This window comes from Methanobrevibacter sp., from assembly GCF_045646045.1.
Lineage (GTDB): Archaea > Methanobacteriota > Methanobacteria > Methanobacteriales > Methanobacteriaceae > Methanocatella.
Genome location: NZ_JAZRJY010000140.1, coordinates 1 through 21,582 on the forward strand (window position 1 = coordinate 1; position 21,582 = coordinate 21,582).

General features: G+C 31.5%; 16 protein-coding genes. 2 read left to right on the forward strand and 14 right to left on the reverse strand.

Annotated features, from left to right (window positions below; translation table 11 throughout):
• Nucleotides 1-101 precede the first annotated feature (101 nt).
• The 8 genes from ACKI5C_RS09450 to ACKI5C_RS09485 all read right to left on the reverse strand — a co-directional run bounded on the left by ACKI5C_RS09450 (nucleotide 102) and on the right by ACKI5C_RS09485 (nucleotide 8,350).
• Entirely contained in the window at nucleotides 102-1,349 is a 1,248-nt protein-coding gene (locus ACKI5C_RS09450; protein ID WP_407432876.1) for a peptidase U32 family protein, read from the reverse strand.
• A gap of 9 nt (nucleotides 1,350-1,358) precedes the next feature.
• Nucleotides 1,359-2,780 carry an amidophosphoribosyltransferase gene (gene purF, locus ACKI5C_RS09455; RefSeq protein WP_407432877.1) on the reverse strand — a complete coding sequence of 474 codons (1,422 nt, stop codon included), beginning with the start codon at nucleotides 2,778-2,780 and terminating at the stop codon, nucleotides 1,359-1,361.
• A 64-nt stretch (nucleotides 2,781-2,844) separates the two neighbouring features.
• Entirely contained in the window at nucleotides 2,845-3,738 is an 894-nt protein-coding gene (locus tag ACKI5C_RS09460; RefSeq protein WP_407432878.1) for a hypothetical protein, read from the reverse strand.
• A gap of 11 nt (nucleotides 3,739-3,749) precedes the next feature.
• Entirely contained in the window at nucleotides 3,750-4,718 is a 969-nt protein-coding gene (gene galE, locus ACKI5C_RS09465) for a UDP-glucose 4-epimerase GalE (RefSeq protein ID WP_407432879.1), read from the reverse strand.
• Between the two features lie 9 nt (nucleotides 4,719-4,727).
• Nucleotides 4,728-5,906, reverse strand: coding sequence for an NAD(P)/FAD-dependent oxidoreductase (locus ACKI5C_RS09470; protein WP_407432880.1), 1,179 nt, complete (start codon nucleotides 5,904-5,906; stop codon nucleotides 4,728-4,730).
• Nucleotides 5,907-5,910: 4 nt separating this feature from the next.
• Entirely contained in the window at nucleotides 5,911-6,078 is a 168-nt protein-coding gene (locus ACKI5C_RS09475) for a 4Fe-4S binding protein (RefSeq protein ID WP_407416552.1), read from the reverse strand.
• Between the two features lie 139 nt (nucleotides 6,079-6,217).
• Nucleotides 6,218-6,643, reverse strand: coding sequence for a universal stress protein (locus ACKI5C_RS09480; protein ID WP_407432881.1), 426 nt, complete (start codon nucleotides 6,641-6,643; stop codon nucleotides 6,218-6,220).
• Complete coding sequence (locus ACKI5C_RS09485; protein WP_407432882.1) at nucleotides 6,644-8,350, reverse strand: ATP-binding cassette domain-containing protein; 1,707 nt, start codon at nucleotides 8,348-8,350, stop codon at nucleotides 6,644-6,646.
• Nucleotides 8,351-8,424: 74 nt separating this feature from the next.
• On the opposite strand from ACKI5C_RS09485, the gene ACKI5C_RS09490 reads away from it, so the two are divergent.
• A complete protein-coding gene (locus ACKI5C_RS09490) occupies nucleotides 8,425-8,724 on the forward strand; it encodes a hypothetical protein (RefSeq protein ID WP_407432883.1) in 300 nt (99 codons plus the stop codon).
• Here the strand turns inward: ACKI5C_RS09490 and ACKI5C_RS09495 are convergent.
• From ACKI5C_RS09495 to ACKI5C_RS09515, 5 genes are all read right to left on the reverse strand, one after another.
• Nucleotides 8,721-9,242 (reverse strand): zinc ribbon domain-containing protein, encoded by a 522-nt coding sequence (locus tag ACKI5C_RS09495; protein WP_407432884.1) that lies wholly within the window; start codon nucleotides 9,240-9,242, stop codon nucleotides 8,721-8,723. The two genes, ACKI5C_RS09490 and ACKI5C_RS09495, sit on opposite strands and share 4 nt — an antisense overlap.
• Nucleotides 9,243-9,328: 86 nt before the next feature.
• Nucleotides 9,329-11,080, reverse strand: coding sequence for an excinuclease ABC subunit UvrC (gene uvrC / locus ACKI5C_RS09500; protein WP_407432885.1), 1,752 nt, complete (start codon nucleotides 11,078-11,080; stop codon nucleotides 9,329-9,331).
• Between the two features lie 9 nt (nucleotides 11,081-11,089).
• Nucleotides 11,090-18,571 carry a DUF3320 domain-containing protein gene (locus ACKI5C_RS09505; protein WP_407432886.1) on the reverse strand — a complete coding sequence of 2,494 codons (7,482 nt, stop codon included), beginning with the start codon at nucleotides 18,569-18,571 and terminating at the stop codon, nucleotides 11,090-11,092.
• A 75-nt stretch (nucleotides 18,572-18,646) separates the two neighbouring features.
• The gene (locus ACKI5C_RS09510) at nucleotides 18,647-19,480 is read right to left on the reverse strand and encodes a PfkB family carbohydrate kinase (RefSeq protein ID WP_407432887.1); all 834 of its coding nucleotides are present in this window, start codon (nucleotides 19,478-19,480) and stop codon (nucleotides 18,647-18,649) included.
• 11 nt (nucleotides 19,481-19,491) lie between these two features.
• On the reverse strand, nucleotides 19,492-20,340 hold the full coding sequence (locus tag ACKI5C_RS09515; protein WP_407432888.1) for a cation diffusion facilitator family transporter: 849 nt from the start codon (nucleotides 20,338-20,340) through the stop codon (nucleotides 19,492-19,494).
• Between the two features lie 130 nt (nucleotides 20,341-20,470).
• Between ACKI5C_RS09515 and ACKI5C_RS09520 the strand changes: the two genes are divergently transcribed.
• The gene (locus ACKI5C_RS09520) at nucleotides 20,471-20,650 is read left to right on the forward strand and encodes a hypothetical protein (RefSeq protein WP_407432889.1); all 180 of its coding nucleotides are present in this window, start codon (nucleotides 20,471-20,473) and stop codon (nucleotides 20,648-20,650) included.
• 2 nt (nucleotides 20,651-20,652) lie between these two features.
• Here the strand turns inward: ACKI5C_RS09520 and ACKI5C_RS09525 are convergent, their stop codons facing one another.
• Entirely contained in the window at nucleotides 20,653-21,339 is a 687-nt protein-coding gene (locus tag ACKI5C_RS09525) for a HisA/HisF family protein (protein ID WP_407432890.1), read from the reverse strand.
• Between the last annotated feature and the right edge of the window lie 243 nt (nucleotides 21,340-21,582).

A 21,582-nucleotide genomic window follows, 5' to 3' on the forward strand; every position in this document is an offset into this window, starting at 1 on the left:
AAAATATAAAAACAACAGTCCGAATAGTATTCTGGAAATGGACAATGCATTAATAATATGTCGGTTCATGATTTTCCCGCCCCAGTAACTCATTAAATTGCTTAAGAATCATCTCTTTCAATTAATTTATAGACAAAATCATTTTTTCTAACTTTACTTGGCATTAAAACTCCAACATTGGAGTTTTTAGAAACTTCACTAACATCAGTGCCTTCAACTTGCATCGAATCAATGGTATGCGTAATGGATCCTGTAGTTTCTCCCTGAACCATTATTTTATCGCCGATTTTTAAATCATCCCATACCCTGATTTCAGCTACGCTAACCTTATTATAAAAGTTTACAACCTGCCCTATATCTTTTTTAATATATTTTGACTGGTTAGTTTCACTTGTCTGACATGGAATGTCAAAGTAAAATCCTGTGTCAAAACCTCGGTTAAAAACACTCTTAAGCTCTTCCATCCATTTAGGATTAACTTTATAATCATCAGGATTATCCGTATAGGAATCAATCGCTTCACGATAAATTCCAGTAACCATTGCACCATAATCTGGACTGCGTGCACGACCTTCTATTTTAAAAGAACTGACACCGGTTTCAATCAATTCGGGGATGTGCTCTATCATACACATATCCTTTGGTGAAAAAAAGTTAGTTCTGTAACTGTCATCATAAGAACCTGTTATAACAAAGGATTCATCCACTACATCAGATGTATTTGAAACAGCATCATTTTGAGATTCTTCAAAGGTTAATGTCCAATTTTTACGGCAGGGCTGAAGGCAATCCCCGCAATTAGCACTTCTTCTATATAAACCATAGCTTAAAAAGCATCTGCCTGAAATAGCCATACACATTGCTCCGTGAATAAACACTTCAGTTTCTATCGGAGACTTTCTGGTGATTTCAGCTATTTCATCAATTGACAATTCACGAGACAGAATTGCTCTTTTAGCACCTAGTTTATGAAGGGTTTTTAATGTATAAGAATTAGTTACGTTTTCCTGAACGCTGACATGAGCTTCAAGGCCATTTGATACAGTATCCTCAATTAATCCAATATCTGATAAAATTAATCCATCTATTTCAGATGCAGCTATTTTTTCCAGATTATTTTTAAGTTCAATAACCTGTGATTCTTTTAAAATAATGTTAGTACATAGATATGTTTTAGCTCCGTATTCACCAGCTATTTTAGATATTTTGGCCAAATCTTCAAGAGAAAAATTTTTAGCATTAGCTCTCATATTATATTCATTCAGGCCAAAATAAACTGCATCAGCACCATTTTCCAAAACGGCACGTAAAGATATATAATTTCCGGCAGGAGCTAATAATTCAGGCATAATAATCCTTTAAGGTTTATAATAAGTTTCAGCTTCAATATCGTCAGGAAGTTCTGTTGGATATTCTTCATTTAAACAACCTAAACATAAATCTTCTTTAGGCATTCCAATAGCATCAATAAGAGATTCCAAAGTAATGTAACCTAAAGTATCAATCTCCAATTGTTCCTGAATTTCATTAATTGAATAATTAGCTGCAATTAATTCTTTTTTAGTAGCCATTGCTACTCCATAAAAACAAGGTGCGACTACAGGAGGACAACCTACCAGAAAATGAATTTCAGCAGGTTCTGATTCTTTTACCAAATCCAATAATTTTTTTGAGGTAGTTCCCCTTACAATACTGTCATCTATGAGAATAATCTTTTTGCCTTTAATGGCTTCTTTAATCGGATTTAATTTAAGTCTAACAGCCAATTCACGTTCTTCCTGTGTTGGCATAATAAATGTTCTTCCAACATACCTATTTTTAATTAAACCTTCACCATAAGGAATTCCGGAAGCTCTTGAATAACCAATAGCTGCAGGAATTGATGAATCAGGTACAGGAATTACAACATCAGCATCAATAGGATATAATTTATGTAATTCACGACCAATATTTAATCTAGTTTGATAAACGTTAATTCCATCGATGGTACTGTCCGGTCTTGCAAAGTAAACATATTCAAACATACAGTGAGATAGTTTTGACTGATCTGCAATTTCCAGCATGTGACTTTTGATTTCATTATTTTCAAAGTATACAATCTCACCAGGTACAATATCCCTAATATATTTGGCGTTGATAACATCAAATGCAACTGTTTCAGAAGCTAAAATAAAATCGTCCCCTCTTTTTGCAACAGCCAAAGGCTTTATACCCATAGGGCCACGAACACCATATAAATCTCCATTAACAAGGATAACTAATGCATAAGAACCAACAAGTTTTTTAGAAACAGCCTCTATTGCATCAATAATATTTTTACTATTATCATGATGTTCTTTTTTAAGCATGTAACAGATTACTTCAGAGTCAGTGTCGGATTTGAATTCATATCCTTCATCAATAAGTTCATTTCTTAATTCACCGGAATTAACAATGTCCCCATTATGAGCCATTGCAATAAATCCATCATCAAAATCTGTTACAAACGGTTGGGAATTTTCTAATCTGGATTGACCAGTAGTAGAGTATCTTACATGGCCAATACTTACATTACCTCCAAGATTATTAATTTCATAATCCTTAAAAACATCAGTAATAAGACCCATACCGCAATAGTAATTCAATCCTTTTTCAGGGTTAAATGTTGCTATTCCAGCAGATTCTTGACCTCTATGCTGTAAAGCATATAAACAGTAATAAACAAAAGAAGAAACATTCTTTGAAACATCATCAGAATGTATTCCTACTATACCACATTTATCTTCCATTTCACCTTGCATGAACAAACACCATGATTATTATCAATATTATTTATCTTCAACATCATATAAAATAATAATGTTTTCAATCCCAGAAGTTTTCAAAAGTGTTTGGTAAATCATAATCCTCCCTAACTTCAGGAGGTTTGCTTTTACGTTTAGAAGATAATTCCTGTGTCAATTCTTCTTTATTATCTTCAACAAAAATTAAAGCGGTTTTAATTATTTTTAACCAATCAATAGCTTGATTAATAGATTGTGCTGCAATATAACCTTGGCCTACTATAATATTATCCGGTTTGAACTTATTTGTAGCTATTACAATCTTTTCTTCATCAACTAATTCTTGTCTAAAAACTTCTTCCCATAATTCGTTTAATTTGTAAATCTCTAAAAAGTCCTTATTGTAGATATCTTCATATCTATTTTTGAAATTGGAAAAGTCAGACTTCAAATTACTAATTTCATCACGCAAATCATTATTTTCCATGGTCAATACTTCATTTTCTTTAATTAGTTTATTATAATCATCAAGTAAACTATTATATTTATGTGTTATTTCCAACAGTTTGTTTTCTAAAGTATGAATATTAATCAAATTTAAAGAATAGGAGAGAGTTGACTTGATAATTGAATTCAATAATTCTTTTTGAGCAAGTTCAGCATTAACTTCTTCACTTTCAAATAAAACATTATTATAATCAAATAATCCAATATGATTAAAATCAGTTTTTAAATCATTGAAAAGCAAATTAAAATTATCATCTTGGCCATATCCGCCAATTAAAATAATGTCTGCACCTTCAGCTACTTTTTTAGCAATATCTAAATCAGTGGTTGGTATTATAGAAGTAACAACAATATTATAATCCCTTTCAAGTTGAATATTATTTACTGCTTTTGAAACCAAACCAGCAATATCCAAGTTAGATACAATTATCCTTACATCGATTTTAGAGATCTGATTGTTATTTTCCATGATAAAACCCCTTAAATACTATTAACCTTTTGATGCCATTCCCATGCAGATGAAACAATAGATTCCAAATCGTATTCTGGTTCCCATCCCAATTCATTTTTAATTTTAGATGCGTCCGCAATTAAAATATCCGGATCACCATCACGACGGTCAGCTATTTCAACATTAAAATCACAACCAGTGACTTTTTTACACATATCTATGATTTCACGAACGGAATAACCTTTACCATTACCCAAATTAAAGATATTTGATTCGTTTTTTTCACACAAATATTCATAAGCCGCAATATGGGCATCAGCCAGGTCATTTACATGAATATAATCACGAATACATGTACCGTCAGGAGTATTATAATCAGTTCCGAATATAGATATACTATCTCTTTTACCGATAGCTGCATCCAAAACCAAAGGAATTAAATGAGTTTCAGGATCATGCAATTCACCGATTTCACAGTCAAAATCACAACCAGCAGCATTGAAATATCTTAAAGACACGAAATTAAAGTCACCTTTTTCAGCTTCACGTTCCAAAGCTTTTTCAGTAATCCATTTTGAATGACCATATGGATTTATTGGCTTTAATTCCTGATCTTCAGTAATAGGAATTTTTTCAGGATTTCCATATACAGCAGCAGTTGAAGACAGAATAAACTTATCGACACCAAACTCTCTCATGATTTTTAAGAGGTTTAAAGTGTTTTTATAGTTGTTTTTGAAATATTTTTGAGGATATTCAACTGATTCGGCAACAGATGAAAAAGCACCAAAGTGCAATACTCCATCTATATCGTATTTTTCAAATACTTCCCTCAAATCACTACTTCCAAAATTATAATTTTCAAAGTTACCCCATTTTACAAAAGTTTCATAACCTTTGCATAAATCATCAACGACTACAGTATCATATCCTGCTTTATGCAATGCTTTGTTGGTATGTGAACCAATATAACCTGCTCCACCAGTAACCAGAATCAATTATAACACCTAGACAAATTTACCTAATTTCAATAAAGCCTTAGGAGAAACTTTAATTACTTTTTTAACAATTTCAGTAGTAGAAATTTTCTCGAAACTTTCACCTTCAAATGCATGTGCAAGACTGTTTAATTCATCATCACCCAAAGTAAGCAAGTATTCCTGAACTTTTTTATATCTTTTTATATCATGGTCTAATTCTTCATGAGCCATTTCATCATATAATTTAAGGTATTTTTTGGAACAGTCTTCTTTAATAGCTTGAGCAGCTACTTTACCTGCACACATTCCACCAGTCATACCGCTGATAATTCCTCCACCGGTTAACGGATTTACTTGACCTGCTGCATCTCCGCAAACTAAAATATTATCATCATAAAGTTTTTTGGTCATTCCACCAACAGGGTCTCCACCAACATTGATTTCAACTGCCTGAGCATTTTTTAAATAAGGAGATTTAGCAACGAAATCATCCAAGTATTCAATTGCAGTTTTTTCAGCCATATGTGGTAAAATAGCTAAACCAACATTTGCAATGTCATCACCTTTAGGGAAAATCCATACATAACCACCAGGCGCACAGGAACCTAAGTAAAATTCGATTATTCCAGGTTTTTCAAATTCAACATTACACATTTCGTATTGTACACCGGATTCCATTTCTTTTGCTTTTGCAGCCGGTCTAAGACCTGCCCATCTTGCAATATGACCTTCAGGACCATCGGCAGCAATTAAGATTTTACATTTAAATGTTTCTTGTTTTCCCATTGATTCTGTTTCAACAATGAATCCATTTTCAATCTTATCAATGCCAGTTACTAAAGTTTTAATTCTAATTTCAGCACCTGCTCTTGCAGCATCCATTGCCATATGCTTATCGAATACTTTTCTTTCAAGAATGTAACCTGCTTCAGGTAATTTTACCTGATCTTCAGTTAACCATACATCAGTTCCGTCAGGTGTCTGTAATCTTACACCTTCTATTTTTTTAGTAACCCAGCGAGGGCTAGGTTCAATACCCAGTTTTTCAAGTCCTTCAATTGAAACTCCTTCAGCACATCTTTTTGGTGCTCCAATTTCGGATTTTTTATCCATTAAAATAACTTTTGCTCCGCCTAAAGCAGCATGTTTTGCTGCGCTTGAACCAGCCGGTCCTGCACCTACTACAATTATATCAGTTTCAATCATAAAATCAGTCCTCTTTTTCTAAAGCATTTATTGGACAAGCTTTAATACATGTGTCACAATCTCTACATTCATCTTCCTTAAAAACTAAAGCATACTCTCTTACTTGAATTAAGTTTCTTGGACAAACACCTGCGCATTCACCACAGAATGAACACCATTCTTTAACTATCATAATATCTCCTTTCTTAAAAAACAAACTAAAAGTTTAGTTATTAATAGATGTGTATATATTAATATTTAAATATATAGTAAAAAATAGGATTTTAAAAGAAAAATAAAGTAAAATAAAAGAAAAACAGTAAAAAAATATTTTATTTTACAAGTAAAACCGGCACATCAGAATTTCTTAAAAGTCTTTCTGTTACTGAACCGATTTGGTGGTCGCTAACATTAGTATCTTCAAATGATACAAATCTCTCATTATCTGAACCCAATGCGCTGATTACAACCAAATCTGCACCGGTTTGATTAATGATAAATTTCATGTCCCTTAAAGCATCTGCAGTCAGCAAATGTTCAACGACTTCAACATCATATTCAGCTGCCTTTTTTGTGATTTTAGCTAAAATTGCATCACCACTGTCCTCTTCAGAATCATAGCTGCTAAAAGAAAATTCTTCCAAAACATGAACAGCAGCTATTTTGGATGAAAATTTACGGGCTATTTCAATAGCAACATCAGCTGCCTTATACCCATATTCAGATCCGTCTACAGGAACACAAATAACATCAAACATTTATTCGCTCTCCTTCAAATAGCTTGCATGACAGAAATCAATGAAGTTATCAACGATTTTATCCATATCCTCACTGTCATCAATTATTTTTCCATCATCCATAAATAAAGCCCTGTTGGATAATTCCTTAATGAAATCAGTATTATGGGAAATCATAATAATTGTAATTCTATACTTTTTAGATATCTTTTTAAGTGAATTGGTAACAATTCTTAATGTAATCGGATCCAAATCACCGAACGGTTCATCTAAAAGTAAGAATTCAGGTTTTGAAACCAATATTAATGCAAGCATTACACGAACCTTTTGACCTCCAGATAACTCATATGATTTTCTTTGTAAAATATCCAAATCCAAATCAAGACTTTCAAAAATATCTGCTACGGCTTCACGAGTAGCTGTTTCCGGAAATCTTGGGAATAAATCAGCCAGGATATCCGGTTCAAGACCAACCTGTTCCAGACGGGCTCTGGCTTCACTTTCCTGTAAATCTGTAAGCAAATAAAGTGAATCCAATAATTCATCACTAAGTCCCATCCTTTCAGCTCTCTGACGAGCTTCCCTAACAATATTTTGATTTTTATAACCTAAACGGGTAGCTAACTGATCCACTACAGTAGCGTAATGAGCAAGTGCAAATTCCTGATGCATAAATCCAAGCTTTGAACGGATTTTCATACGTCCCATACCTGCAATTGCAATATCATGCCATTCGCCGTCAACCTGATACAATACATCTCCGCTATCAGAATCATCAAGACCTGCCAACATACGAAGCAGAACCGTTTTTCCAGCACCACTAGGACCAATTAAACTTAAAATATTTTCTTTTTGAACTTTAAAGTTAATATCTTCAATTTGGAGTACTTCCCCACCAGTCAACAAAAAGAATCTTTTATATACATCCTTAACATCAACAACATCCTCATCAGTTGAAATGTTTTCAATATCTACAATAGGATCCATTCCACTCATAAATTCTTCTGTAATCTCTTCAGAAGTTCCCTCTTTTTTGATTTGTCCGTCTTCCATTAATATAACTCTATCGGCAAGATATTTTTGAACTTCGGGCAAATGAGAAACTACGACTACAGTAATGTTTAATTCATTATTGATATTTTTAACTGCATCAAGGATTTCTTGTTTTGTTTTAGGGCATGCCATTGTTGCAGGTTCATCTAAAAGTAATACTTTTGGTTGTTTTGCAAGTTGACGGGCAATAATTAATCTTTGTTTTTCCCCACCACTTAAAACTGAAGCATAATGATCTTTTTTATGGGTGAGTGATACCAATTCCAATATTTTATCCGCTTCTTCACCAAATTCACTTTCAGCAACTTCAAAATCAGTACTTCCCTCATCAAAGTATCTGCGCGCATATAATTTTCTCAAAACATTTTCACGTACGGTATCGGGCCATAATCCAAAAGACCTTTGAAGATGAATTGCAGTTACTTTTTTAAGTTCATTATAATAATATTGGGAAGAATTTTCATCAATGCTCACATCAGCAACTGTGATGCTTCCTTCATCAATATGTTCAACTCCTCTTAAAGCTCTTAAAAGTGTTGTTTTACCAGAACCACTTTTACCCATGATTCCAAGAATCTCACCTTCATTAACTTCAAAACTAACATTTTTAAGACCAACAACAGAGTTTCCATCCTCTAATTTATATGATTTACTTACATTTTCAACTTTAATCATAGTTCATGCCCCATTCATATTATACAAATTTTTATTAATAACCCTATTTAAAAATATTTATTGAGTTGATTTTAATGAGTTGTGAAAATAAAATTCAAGAGTATATTGATAGCTTAGAAAATGACAAATTGTTAATAGAAACACATTTTGCAAACATGGAAAAAGTAACTAGAGAAAATGAAAAATTAGAAAGAGATCAATTAATCGGACTATTATCTAACTTTAGTACTCTAAATATTCAATATGACCAGTTATGTAATGATTTAATTACATTTATGAAAATATTTAGACCTGAAACTGAAGAAATCAGACTCTACAAAACTGACGAACTTGTTGAATTATTGAATCAAAAAGCTAGTGATATTGAAAGTTAACTTCTATAATTTAAAGTTACCTGATTAGATGTAGTTGAATTTTCAGCTACAACCTCACCATTTCTTAAAAGCTGAATAACCATATTCTCAGAAGAACCGTCATATCTTTCGACTAAAACCTGAACTTTATCCCAAGCAGCAGCATCCAGTTTAATTATTTCATGACCATGACCATGTTTTTCTTGAGGATAATTTGAATCTCCTCCTTTGAAATACCAATCACCATCATATTTAACTTTTACTTCATAAGGATGGGAAGAACCTTTCTGAATATTATTATCTGCAACAACAACATTTAAAGAATCTTCATGGCTCGGCTGTGAAAAAGTATAAATAACCGAAAACAATACTAATGCAATAGCTATAATTCCAATAATTAAAGCAATTTTTTTTGCTGTTCCCATTTTCCACCCTTTTCCTCTTTGACCAGTAGGTGAACCATTTAAAATATAGGAACAGTTTTCACAATATGCAGATGATGAGAGATTATCATATCCGCATCTTGGACACTTTACCATAATTTAACCTATAAACACTTCTTTAAAAACTATTATTAAAAGTACTTATATTTAAAGTTAATGCAAAAATAAGCATTATCTGCAATTTAATGGTAATAATTGAAAACATTTAATGCAGATTTTTTTGTCATTCCATCAACTTTTTCCAAATCTTCTAAACTTGCATTTTTTATATTTTCAATAGTCCCGAATTCTTTCAAAAGATTGATTTTACGTTTTTTACCAATTCCTTTAATATCATCAAGACTGGATTGACTTATATTTTTACTTCTAAGCTTTCTATGATAAGTAATAGCAAAACGATGTGATTCATCACGAACCTGCTGAAGCAAATGTAGTGCTCTATTATTTTTAGGAATAATAATTGGCCTTTTTGAATTTGGAAGATAAATTTCTTCAAATTCCTTTGCAAGACCTATAATCGGAATGTGTGACAATTCTAACTCATCCAAAACTTCACAGGCCATACCCAACTGACCTTTACCCCCATCAATAACAATCAAATCAGGTTCAGGGTCCGATTCAATAAGTTTTAAACGGCGAGTCAGCAATTCTTTCATCATTGCAAAATCGTTAGGTCCTGGAGTTTCCATTTTAAAATGCTTATACATTTTTTTATTAGGTTTTGCATCTTTAAATGAGACTTTTGACCCAACTGCAAACTTGCCTGAAATGTTACTTATGTCATAACCTTCAATAACACGAGGCAATTTTTCAAGCTTCAAATATTTTTTAAGTTCGATTAAAGAATTTTCCAGTTTTTTCTTCTGATGTTTGATTATTTCAGCATTCTTTTCAGCCATTTTAACAAGCCTTAGTTTTACACCCTTTTGAGGAACTTTAATATGAACCTTATTACCTCTCAAATCACTTAACCATTCTTCCAGCAATTCTTTATCGTCAATTTCTTCACTTAAAAGAATTTGTTTTGGAACATGCCTATTATAACCATAATACTGTTGAATAAAAGAGGATAAAATCTCTGAAGTTGAATCATACTTTGAACCGCTCATCATAAAGTCGTCACGACCTGTGATTTTGCCGTTACGGATAGGCATGATTACAACATAAATTTCATGTTTACCTTGTGCAATAGCTATTACATCCTGATCCAAATCATCATCAACCAAATCAACAAACTGTTTTTCCATGATTTCTTCAATTGATGCAATTTGATCCCTTAAAACAGCAGCCTTTTCAAATTCCTCATTATTTGCCGCTTCCATCATTTCCTTCTTAAGGTTTTTTACGATAACAGAATATTTTCCCTGGAAAAATAAGTCTATCTTATTTATAATTTCAGCATACTCTTTTTCTGTGATATTTCCCGCACAGGGAGCGTAGCATAAATCAATCTGAGCATTAAGACAGGGTCCATTCATATTACGGCAGGTTCTGATTTTGAACAATGATTTTAAAAATTTAACTGTTCTTTTTACAGAACCCACATCAGTAAATGGACCATAAAAAACAGCATTTTTACTGATATTTCTTGTAATGACAAGACGAGGAAATTTTTCATCTGTTATTTTAACATAAGGATAACGTTTATCATCTTTCAGTTGAATATTATAACGAGGATGATGTTTTTTAATCAGATTGGCTTCTAAAATTAATGCTTCCTTTTCGGAATTAGTTATGATATATTCCAAACTATCAAAATGACTCATCAGAATTTGAGTTTTTGGTCTGTCCAGCTTTTCCCTAAAATAAGAGCGTACCCTATTTAAAAGATTTTTTGCCTTACCAATATAGATAATTTCTCCATCGGCATTTTTCATAATGTAAACACCGGGTTTTTTTGGCAGGTTATCTGGAGATGTGATTTTTGTAGACATTTAAAATACCTAGTTTAGCTCAACAATATCCTTGTCTAATTTAACAGTACTATCTGCAATCATTGAATCAAGAACACTTTTGATTTTAGATGAAGTTTTACGGGAAGTGGATTTGAATCCAAAGTTACGTGCAACTTCCCTGGTTAAACTTGCTGTTGTCACACTTTGTTTATGGGATAAAATAGTTTCAATGTTTTTAGCAATCTCTTCATCTGAAATTAGTTCTATTTTTGGTTTTTCCCTTCTTCTGATTACAACATCATTGCTTGATGCATCATATAAAAAGTCCCCAATTCTTATAATGTTACCGGAGTTTTCAGATTCTTTAATGCCTCTTAAAACTTGTTTTTTCATTTTAGAACCTGCCCTTTTAATATGGCAGCTGTCCTTTACTCTTTTAATTACTTCATTTACATGAATTGGACCTTCAACATTCACAATTTTATTAATAGAATTGGAAACATTGTCAATAGGTTGGGAGAATAAATCATCCTGTGAGTTTAAACCGAAATCATTGGCAAATTTATAATTGACGATTTCATCTTCAATTTTTCCTCGTTTAGGAAGTTTATTATCATCAAAAGCTTTTAATGTATTGTTAGATTTGAATCTTTCCTTTTCAATTTCTTTATAATCTTCATCAGCTATTTGAATAATATCCTCTAATGCCTGATCTTTTCTGTTTTCACGCCTTTCCTGTTCATGAATTGTTACAATGGTATCATCATCATTGGTTAATTCCTGCTTAAGTTTTTCCATTTGAAGTTCTCGTTCATATCTTAATTCCTCTTCCTCAGCAAATGTCAATCCTTCATCTTGAGGAACGTATTCTTCACCTTCATAATCCTGAATTGGAGTTAGATAATCATTTTCATCATATTCTTCAGTACGGTCTACAACAGAAACGTATCCCACAGGAGTAGGATTTTCAATTTCATTTAAAGACTTGTGTATATACTTTATATCACGTATACCACTTTTAATAGAATCTTTTACAGATTTATTTTTGTGTTTATCTTCATCATAGTATAAATTATTCTTTCTCAAAGGACTGTTAACATCATTAATACCCTTATAATAGGTAATTCCATCAGGTGATGTAGATATATTGTTAACATTTTGAGAATCATTTACATCAATATCATTATCTTCAATAGTTGGTTGGTTATTATTATCATTAGCCTCGAACTTTTGAGTATTTTCATCATCATTCTTATTTAATGTATCGGAAATTACATCATCAAAAGCTTTATTTACAAGGACTGAGGCAAGATTAGAAATATCTTCATCCCCAAGACTACCTTCAGGATTATTCTCAAAAGCTTCATCAATAATACGATTAAATTCTTTTTCTTTAACAGACTCATTTCTTGTCATACCAGATACACCACCAACATTTCTCTTAAATACCACTTTTAAATCATCATTATTTGAAATATCTTCATTATCCGGCTCCACATTTTTAATATCACCGGAAAGAATTTCAACTTCTACAACATCATCATCACTTGGTGCAGGTTTATAGTCATCAATATCTTCATCAATTATTTCACCATGAACAGTTTCCACTTCTTCTTTAGTTAAATTAAGTCTAGAAGAACCTCTAATAGCATTAGAAATCTTAGATTCACTTAAACCATTAGAATTTTTAGGTTTTCTATCACCAAATAATATATTTTTTAAAGGATTTACTTCAACAACTGGAGGTTCATTTTCATCATCAGAATAATCAATAGTACTTTCCTCATCATTACTATGATCTACATAAATATAATCATCATCAGAACCTAAATCCACTTTTACATCATCAGAAGAATCATCATCAGAACTTACATCATCAACATCCGAATCAGATTTATCTTCTGAATAATCAATGATACTTTCTTCATCATTACTATGATCTACATAAATATAATCATCATCAGAACCTAAATCCACTTTCACATCATCAGAAGAATCATCATCAGAACCTAAATCCACTTTTACATCATCAGAAGAATCATCATTTACACCTAAATCAATTTTATCATCAGAAACAGTATCATTAAATTCTTTATCAGATTTTACTTCAAAATTCTCTTCAATATCATCTTCCAAATCTAAAGCAGAATCATCTTTTTCATTTACCTGAGAAATATCTTCTAAATCAATACCACCAGCAGATTTATTGAAATTAACTTTATTTTTTGGTTTATATTCTTTTTCAACAGGCTCCGGCTCAACAACATCATCCTCAACAGAATCATCAACATCAGACTCAACAGATACTGGCTCAACAACAACATCCTCAACAGAATCCAAATCATCTTCCACAACAGAATCATCAACATCAGACTCAACAATATCTTTTTCTATAGAATCTGTTGAAGTATCTGTATCATCCTCAGCATTAAAAGAGTCATTATCCTCAGTCAAATCTTCAGTTTCTGAAATTTCTTCATCATTACTATGGTCTACATAAATAAATTCATCATCGTCAAGTTTTTCTTTAATTAAATCACTAACTTCTTCATCATCAAGTTCATCAAGATCATCATCGTGATTTCTGGAAAATTTATTTCTAATTGAAGATAAAATACTTCCACCAACTCCTTTAGAAATACTTGAAGCAAATTTAACTTTAGAAGAAAGAGAATCTTCATCTATTTCCTCTTCATCTTCTTCTTGGAGTTTTTCTTCGAGTTCTTGTTCTGTATCCTGAACATCTTCGCTACTGTCTTTATCACTTGCATGTGTATCTTCATATTCATCTTCATCACCATCATCATTTAAATGATTATCAGAATCTGTTAACTCATCTATTACTTCATCAAAACCAACAAAAGCGTCTTGATCAATTTCCTCTTCTTTAACATTCAAAGAGTCATCTAAATCATCAGTAACATCAGTTGTATCAGACAAACCAGAATCCTCATCAATATCAGCAACATCATCAGAAACTAACTCATCATCAGAATTAAATGAAATATCCTTTTCGCCATCAATACTGCCGGAAGAACCTAAATCTTCCTTAACATCAACATCATCAGAACCTAAATCCTTATCATCATCTTGGAAAATAAAGTCATCATATGCACTAGTTTCTCCATCAATATCAACAAACTCACTAGGAGATTCTATTTCAATATCATCCTTAACTTCATCATCCTTAACCTCGACGAACTCACTAGGTGATTTTTCATGAACAAACTCCAAATCATCTTCATTTTCGAAGTCATCTTCAGAATCTTTACTTACAAAGATGATATCATCATCAAAATCAAGGCCATCAGGTGATATTACTTCAACATTTTCTCCAAGACTTGCTGCTTTTGCTTCAGCCTCTTTTTGTCTTTGTTCTTCAAGCTCTTTTTCACGTTGTTTTCTTAATTCTTCAACTCTTTTTTCAGCCTCAATTCTACGTTTTTCCTCTTTTTCACGAGCAATTCTTTGTTCTTCACGAGTTTCTTTAATTGATTTTTCGATGAACTCCAATAATTTTTTACGACCCAAATCACGATTTCTATACCAGTCAGTGGACCATAAATGATATAATTTCCATCCAAGTCCTTCAAGAACTTGTTCACGAAGCCTATCACGGTCACGTGCAACTTTACTTGATGCATACATCTTTCCGTCAGTTGTTATTCCTAAAATATATTTACCTGGATTTTCTTCATCAACAATAGCCAAATCCACTCTAAATCCAGCGCAACCAATTTGTTTATCGACAACATAACCATTCTCTTCTAAAAAGCTTGCAATCGCATCTTCAAATGGTGCAGCTGTGTGTTCATCCTGAGTATGAGTACCCATAGTTAAGTTTTCGGCATATTCCAAGAATTCTCTTAAAGCTCTTACTCCATGAGGAGGATTGGCAGTTAATTTCATACTTGAAGCTTTAAAATTGGAAAATACAACACATTTTTGTCTTGCACGTGTGATTAATACATTTAATCTTCTTTCACCACCGTCCTGATTTAGAGGACCGAAGTTGAGTGACATTTTCCTTTCATTATCAAAACCATAACCTACACTTATTAAAATAACATCCCTTTCATCCCCTTGAATTGTTTCAAGGTTTTTAACAAAGAATCTTTCATCTTTATTTTCAGATAATAATGGTTCAAATTCTGGTCTTTCACGACGTTTTTCTTCTAATTTTTCTAAAATTGCATTTTTCTGCGCAACAGAAAATGTTCCAACACCCAAACTTTTTGTATCTCCATATCTGTCAAAATGATCAAATATTGCCTCAACAACATCTTCTGCTTCTCTTGGATTTGCAGATGATGAACCTCTTTCATATGCAGTATCAGGATTGTAATGGAATTTTAATCCCAAATCAGGATCATTATGAGAAGGTGAAGGATAAACAAGTAATTCATTATCGTAAAATTCTTTATTGGAAACGTTAATTAATGATTCATGACGGCTCCTGTAGTGCCATTTAAGCATTTTTACAGGGAATGATAATTTACATAAATGCAGGATACTTTCCATATCAAGTGATGTTGCTTCTTCTTCATCACTTTCTCCACTAGCCATTTGGTCAAAGAATGATGTTGGTGGTAATTGTTGAGTATCACCCATTACAACAGCAGTCTTACCTCTCATAAATGCACCTAATGCATCTTCAGGTTTTACTTGACTTGCTTCATCAAAAATAACTACATCAAATTGCAATTCTTCATTTGTAGGATCAAGGTATTGTGCAACAGATAGCGGAGACATCATGAAACAAGGTTTAATTTGTTTAATCATACCTCCTGCTTTTTCTAATAATTTTCTAACTGGCAAATGTCCGCTTTTTCTTGTAAATTCTCCTGCAAGTACTTTTGCCTGAGGATTTTCTGTAGCACCAAATATTTGTGGAATATTACTATTTAATTTATGGAAAATTCTTTTACGGTTTAAAACCAATATTTTCTTATCTAAATCTTTAAATTCCCTTATTCTATTTTCATGTAATTCTCCAATAAATGTAGCCAATTCATGATTTTCAACAAATAAAATATTAAGTAGTGAATCTGCAAAGTTTCCTTCAACCAATGCTTTAACATCATCTTTTTTAACATTTCTCTTTTCTATTGAATCAACAAACAACTCTGCAATAGTTCCTTCTAAAGAATTTTTAGTATTTAGATATTGTGACCATAAATGAAGACTGGATAACTGGCCTCTCCAGTTATATAACTGTGTCTGCCATTCTTCGAAAGGCACATCATTTGCACCTTTTTTAAATATTAATTTACTTCTTGGATTTAGTTTTGATTTTAATTTATTTAAATCATCACTAAAGCGTTTTCCAGAATCAATATAGTCAACCAAATCTCTTTCAGGATTGATTTCAAACAAATCTTTAGATAAAAGGTCTATGGTATTTTGTGAAAATATTCCTTCTCTTGTAAGGGCACTGAATTGAGTCATCCATTGAGCAATAGCTTTTAAATCATTTATATCTGCATTTAAATGCCAGTACCCCCCATAATATTTTTTACCTAATGCTTCATTAGCTTCCAAATTCTTTTTAAGTTTAATGGCTATTTTAGCTTTATTCAAATCATCAATAATTGTATTGACATCATCCTGAACAGGATAATTATAATACCTCTCAACAAGCTCCAAATGCTGGTTGCCTTTAAAGAAACGGAATTTTTTATGGGATGCTTCATTTAAATCATAGATTAACCTGTCGATGTTAGCGTGATAGATATTTGGATTGAATTTATCCAATATTGGTGCAACTTTTTGGTATTTGGCCAATTCCTGTATTAACCTGTAAGGATCATCATTATTATTATCCCATGCCCCGGATTTTAAAATCTGACCGTCAATCAACTCTGAATTTTGAGTTTTAATAATATCAAATGCTGATAGTGACTTTTCAAATTCATTTAATGTATCAGGCATTTTAATACCGTAAATATCATATACTCTTCCACGTTCAATCAGAAATGCGTCAAGAGACTTTAATGTGTCATTAATCAGCATTTCTATTTCTCTTAAATCAGCCGGAAGTAAACTTTTTGGAGCACATTTGCTCCATGGATTTTCCTTAGAAATAGTCTGGTATAACTCTGCAACACTTTCAAGAGCCAGAATAGTATCATCCAAATCCTTTAAAGTTACATTTTCAGGATAATTAAATCTAACTAACGGCATCATAGCTTGTTTTCGTGCAAAATGATCATCTGCAGATTCTTTCATCCCATACAGTTGAAATGCGGATAAATTTACTGCAAAAGCAGGTCTATGAATTACACTAGCATAATCATCCAACTGCCTTTTTAATGTCTCCAACTTTCTAATTGTCTGGTCAATATTTAAAGTATCGACAGCCCTTACTGTAGTGGCTTTTTGAAGGTCTTTTAAGAATTTTTTACGTCTGGTTTTATGAGAATGCAACTCTAAAACAAACTTGCCCAAACCTACATTGGTTAACCTGTCCTTTACAACATCCAATGCCGCCATTTTTTCTGATACAAATAAAACTGATTTGCCTTCAGCAAGCAATTCAGCAATCAAATTAACAATTGTTTGTGATTTACCTGTTCCCGGTGGTCCTTCCACAACAAGATTCCTTCCTGATTTAACATCCTGAATTGCTGCAATTTGAGATGAATCTGCATCCAAAACCTGATACATTGTCTGATAATCCAATTGTGAGTCAATATCTTCTTCATTAAATGCCTCCACATTATTTTTAGCAGGATTAAATATGGCCTGTATCAATTCATTTTTAGTTAAATCAACATTGGACGCCCAACTATCCGGATTCAAATCATTATACATTACAAATTTTGTAAAACTAAAGAAACCTAAAGCAATCTTATAATTAACGCTCCATCCTTCCATTTTCATAGTTGCATGCTTAACTTTATCAATATAATGGTCTATTACTTCACCATACTTTTTAAATTCAAAATCCGGAAGTTCAATGCCTGCTTCAAGAAGTTTTGCTTTAAGTGAAATATTAGTTTGAATATCTTCTCCAGTCCATTCTAAATTAAATGATTCACCAACTTTTTTACGTTCCATTGAAACTGGAATTAAAACTAAAGGAGCTAAATTTTTTTGTTTTGGTTTGGATTTATCTATCCATTCCAAAAATCCTACTGCCAAATACAAAATATTATAACCCTGTTCCTGAAGCATTGTTTTAGCTTGGTTATTAATGTAATACAATCTTCTTTGAAGTTCATTTGGAGTTAAATCTGCTGCCAACTTTTTGTTTCCTTCTGAAAACTTACTAAAATCAAATGGAATATGATCCCACACTGAAGATTTTTCTTCTTTTTTATCTTTCTTATTAGCTACAAAATACATTTTATTTTCTTGTAAAACTAATGTTTGAAATACGTTTATTGGAGTTTGATTATTAATATTAATGGTTTTAGCCCTAGATTTAAAATTAAGCAGTTGATTCCTTAAAGTTAAATCTAATAACTCCTTACGTAAGTTTTCGAACTCCTTTTCGATTTTTTTATTAGTAGATGGATTTGACAACATGATGATCATTTATTTTAAAAATTCTTTCAATCATATATAATTATGATATCTTATATTAATAAAGTTTACTTATAATTATTTATCGCTTTTAAAAGGTCCAAAAAAGCGGAGTTTATCACTAGCTATTTTTGATGCAAAATTAGCTGATTTTAAAATAGAATTGGTGATTAATTTTTTAGAAATATAAGCTGCCGCATATGTATCACCACAGCCTGTTGAATCAACAATATTATCACATTCAACAGCAGGAATTTTGTACTCTTTATCTGCAAGCACTCGTGAACCTTTGCTTCCATTTGTAACAATTATTTCATTAATATTAATGTCTTTAAAATCAAAATTTTCAAATAAAATTTCAGCTTCAGATTCATCCAAAAATAATCCTTCAATATCGCAAATCAAATCTGTAACTTCAGGTGTCAATCTTAAAGAAAGTGAATAATTGTCATCATCAATTTTTTCAAAAGGATATCTTAAAAAACCCTGAAGAGACATGAAAACTGGTACATCAAATGATTTTAGATAATCGATTACCTCTTTAGGAAAATCATATACATTAAGAGGATTTATGATAAATGCATCAACATCTTTTGGCAAAATGCTACTTAAATCATTTTCAGTTATTGGAATATTTGCAAAATTACTGTATTGAAGGCGAAAATCATCACCATTAGGATATTCATTGATAAAATAATGAGTACAGTCCTTTTTTATTAATTTGACTTTATCAGGATTTGGAAAATCATTTATTAAACTGGCGTCACTGCAATTTGTAATAATCAAATAATCCTTGAAAAACTCTTCAAAAACAAAGGATTGAAAATAAACAGCCCCTCCTGTTTTTGACTGTTTATTATCTTTAGTAATAATTAAATCTTGGGTAACGGGACCAATAACAACCAAAGTCATAGAAATCCTATTTAGTCAAATTCTATTGTAATATCAATAACATGATATTCATTTGAAATGGTATAAATCTCCTTTTTAACTCTTTCTTGATTATTCACATCATCAATTTTAACTTTTAATGTCATGACTGAATCTATTCCATCAAGTGACCAGACATGAAAATCATCGATAAACATTACTCCATCAATAGCCAAAATCTTTTCCTTAAATTCAACCACATCAAAGTTATCGGGAGTTTTTTGAAGTAAAATCTCAAGAGATTTTAATAATGTTCTGCCTAAGTTAAATATTAACCATATGGCAATTCCTATAGAAACGAAAGGATCCAAGTAGCTTACATCTTGCCAAAATATTAAAATAATACTTAAAATAAATATTGCAACCCATTCAAAAATATCTCCTAGCAGATGATAGAAGATAGCTTTTTCATTAAATGTTTCACTACCATGGAGTCTCCATACAGAAATGGTTTTGAATACTAACCCTACAATACCGACAATAAGCATTCCTCCAGCATCAATACCTTCAGGAGAAAACAATCTGGATATGGATTCGGATAAAATGAAAAATGCCATTATAATAACAAATGTTGATGTAATAACTGCTCCCAAAATGGAAAACCTCTGGTAACCATAAGAAAAAGTGTCTGTGGAATCCTTTTGAGAAATATGGGCTAAAATCCAAGCAATGGCCATTGAAATTGTATCTGACATGTCATGAATACAATCAGCTAAAATTGCCATACTATTTGTTGCAAGACCACCAATTATAACAATTATATTGAATGTTAAATTCATGAAAAAAACAAACGCCAAATTTCGGCTAGCTTTTTTATGATGATGATGTGTATCAATTCTCATAATAAGTAAGTTTATCGATAATAGAATAAAAAATTTATTAAAAATAAAAATTAAAATAGTAATAAGTATCTTAAAAAGATATATAATATTTATATAATTTAAAAATTAAAAGAATAATAAGTGATATAAAATGGCATTAACTGGAACAACAATATTTTCACATATATTACCTGTAATTTTTGGATTTTTCGGATTATTATTTATAATATCTGGTGTTTTAGATGATAACAAACCTAAACTTGGTTTGGGAGTTGTTTTATTTGTTGTAGCTTGTGCTTTCCCATATGTTGTTTTAAGTTCCCTTCTTTAAATCTAAATAATACTTATCTCACCAGAATGTAGGCTAGTTCCTACCAATACTTTTTTTATACCCAATTCCTGCAGCTCACTTATTGAATCTTTATTTAGCCCGCCAGCAATTATTAACCTGTCTTTCATATCCTCAAATTCTTTTAACAATTCTTTATTGTATCCCTGATTTGTTCCAACACCTGTAATATCAAGAAGAATTATTTGTGTTGCACCAATATCTGCCAATACTTCCTTAAATTCATGAAGTGTCAAATCCAGATTTTTTGAGAATAACTCATTATTCTTTACATCAACACTTACTACAGTTCTTTCTTTTGGATACTTATCAAAAATTTCATAAAGATCATCCAAACTTTCTAATGTTTCTGTTGGAACAATAATTTTAAAAGCATAATCTAAGAAAAAAGAAAAGGATTCAGCATTTTTTACTCCAGCATCCAAAATTACTGGAACAATTGTATTAACCAATTTGATATCATTAATATTGTGACCATTACTTTCAATTAAATCCAAATCTGCAATATATAGTTCATCTGCTCCATTCAGTTTTAAACCTTGAGCAATTTCAACCGGATTAGATGATGGGGCAAAGACTGTTTGCAATGGTTGATATGTATCTCTTAAACCAGACTTACCACTTACTGCCTGACCATCTTTTAAATCTAAAACAGGTATTTTTTTAATCATAATATCACCATAATAATTAATTTAATTAATTGAGTATTTAATTTTTTAAAAAAAAAGCTAAAAACCATAGGAGGAAATTAGGCCGAAAATAATTTCAGCCTAATTTTGTTAATTAAAAATAATGATCAATTTGGGGGAGAATAAAAATTATTATTTTTAACCCTTGTTTAATATGTATAATAACATAGTATATAAAGTTACCTATATTTTATAAAAATTAAATCATACTTGAATAAATAATTT

What these genes read in the sequence shown, in the direction of transcription:
- ACKI5C_RS09450 (WP_407432876.1), bottom strand. Translation starts at nt 1,349, where the DNA reads ATGCCTGAATTATTAGCTCCTGCCGGAAATTATATATCTTTACGTGCC.
- purF (WP_407432877.1), bottom strand. Translation starts at nt 2,780, where the DNA reads ATGCAAGGTGAAATGGAAGATAAATGTGGTATAGTAGGAATACATTCT.
- ACKI5C_RS09460 (WP_407432878.1), bottom strand. Translation starts at nt 3,738, where the DNA reads ATGGAAAATAACAATCAGATCTCTAAAATCGATGTAAGGATAATTGTA.
- ACKI5C_RS09470 (WP_407432880.1), bottom strand. Translation starts at nt 5,906, where the DNA reads ATGATTGAAACTGATATAATTGTAGTAGGTGCAGGACCGGCTGGTTCA.
- ACKI5C_RS09475 (WP_407416552.1), bottom strand. Translation starts at nt 6,078, where the DNA reads ATGATAGTTAAAGAATGGTGTTCATTCTGTGGTGAATGCGCAGGTGTT.
- ACKI5C_RS09480 (WP_407432881.1), bottom strand. Translation starts at nt 6,643, where the DNA reads ATGTTTGATGTTATTTGTGTTCCTGTAGACGGATCTGAATATGGGTAT.
- ACKI5C_RS09485 (WP_407432882.1), bottom strand. Translation starts at nt 8,350, where the DNA reads ATGATTAAAGTTGAAAATGTAAGTAAATCATATAAATTAGAGGATGGA.
- ACKI5C_RS09490 (WP_407432883.1), top strand. Translation starts at nt 8,425, where the DNA reads ATGAGTTGTGAAAATAAAATTCAAGAGTATATTGATAGCTTAGAAAAT.
- ACKI5C_RS09495 (WP_407432884.1), bottom strand. Translation starts at nt 9,242, where the DNA reads ATGGTAAAGTGTCCAAGATGCGGATATGATAATCTCTCATCATCTGCA.
- uvrC (WP_407432885.1), bottom strand. Translation starts at nt 11,080, where the DNA reads ATGTCTACAAAAATCACATCTCCAGATAACCTGCCAAAAAAACCCGGT.
- ACKI5C_RS09505 (WP_407432886.1), bottom strand. Translation starts at nt 18,571, where the DNA reads ATGTTGTCAAATCCATCTACTAATAAAAAAATCGAAAAGGAGTTCGAA.
- ACKI5C_RS09510 (WP_407432887.1), bottom strand. Translation starts at nt 19,480, where the DNA reads ATGACTTTGGTTGTTATTGGTCCCGTTACCCAAGATTTAATTATTACT.
- ACKI5C_RS09515 (WP_407432888.1), bottom strand. Translation starts at nt 20,340, where the DNA reads ATGAGAATTGATACACATCATCATCATAAAAAAGCTAGCCGAAATTTG.
- ACKI5C_RS09520 (WP_407432889.1), top strand. Translation starts at nt 20,471, where the DNA reads ATGGCATTAACTGGAACAACAATATTTTCACATATATTACCTGTAATT.
- ACKI5C_RS09525 (WP_407432890.1), bottom strand. Translation starts at nt 21,339, where the DNA reads ATGATTAAAAAAATACCTGTTTTAGATTTAAAAGATGGTCAGGCAGTA.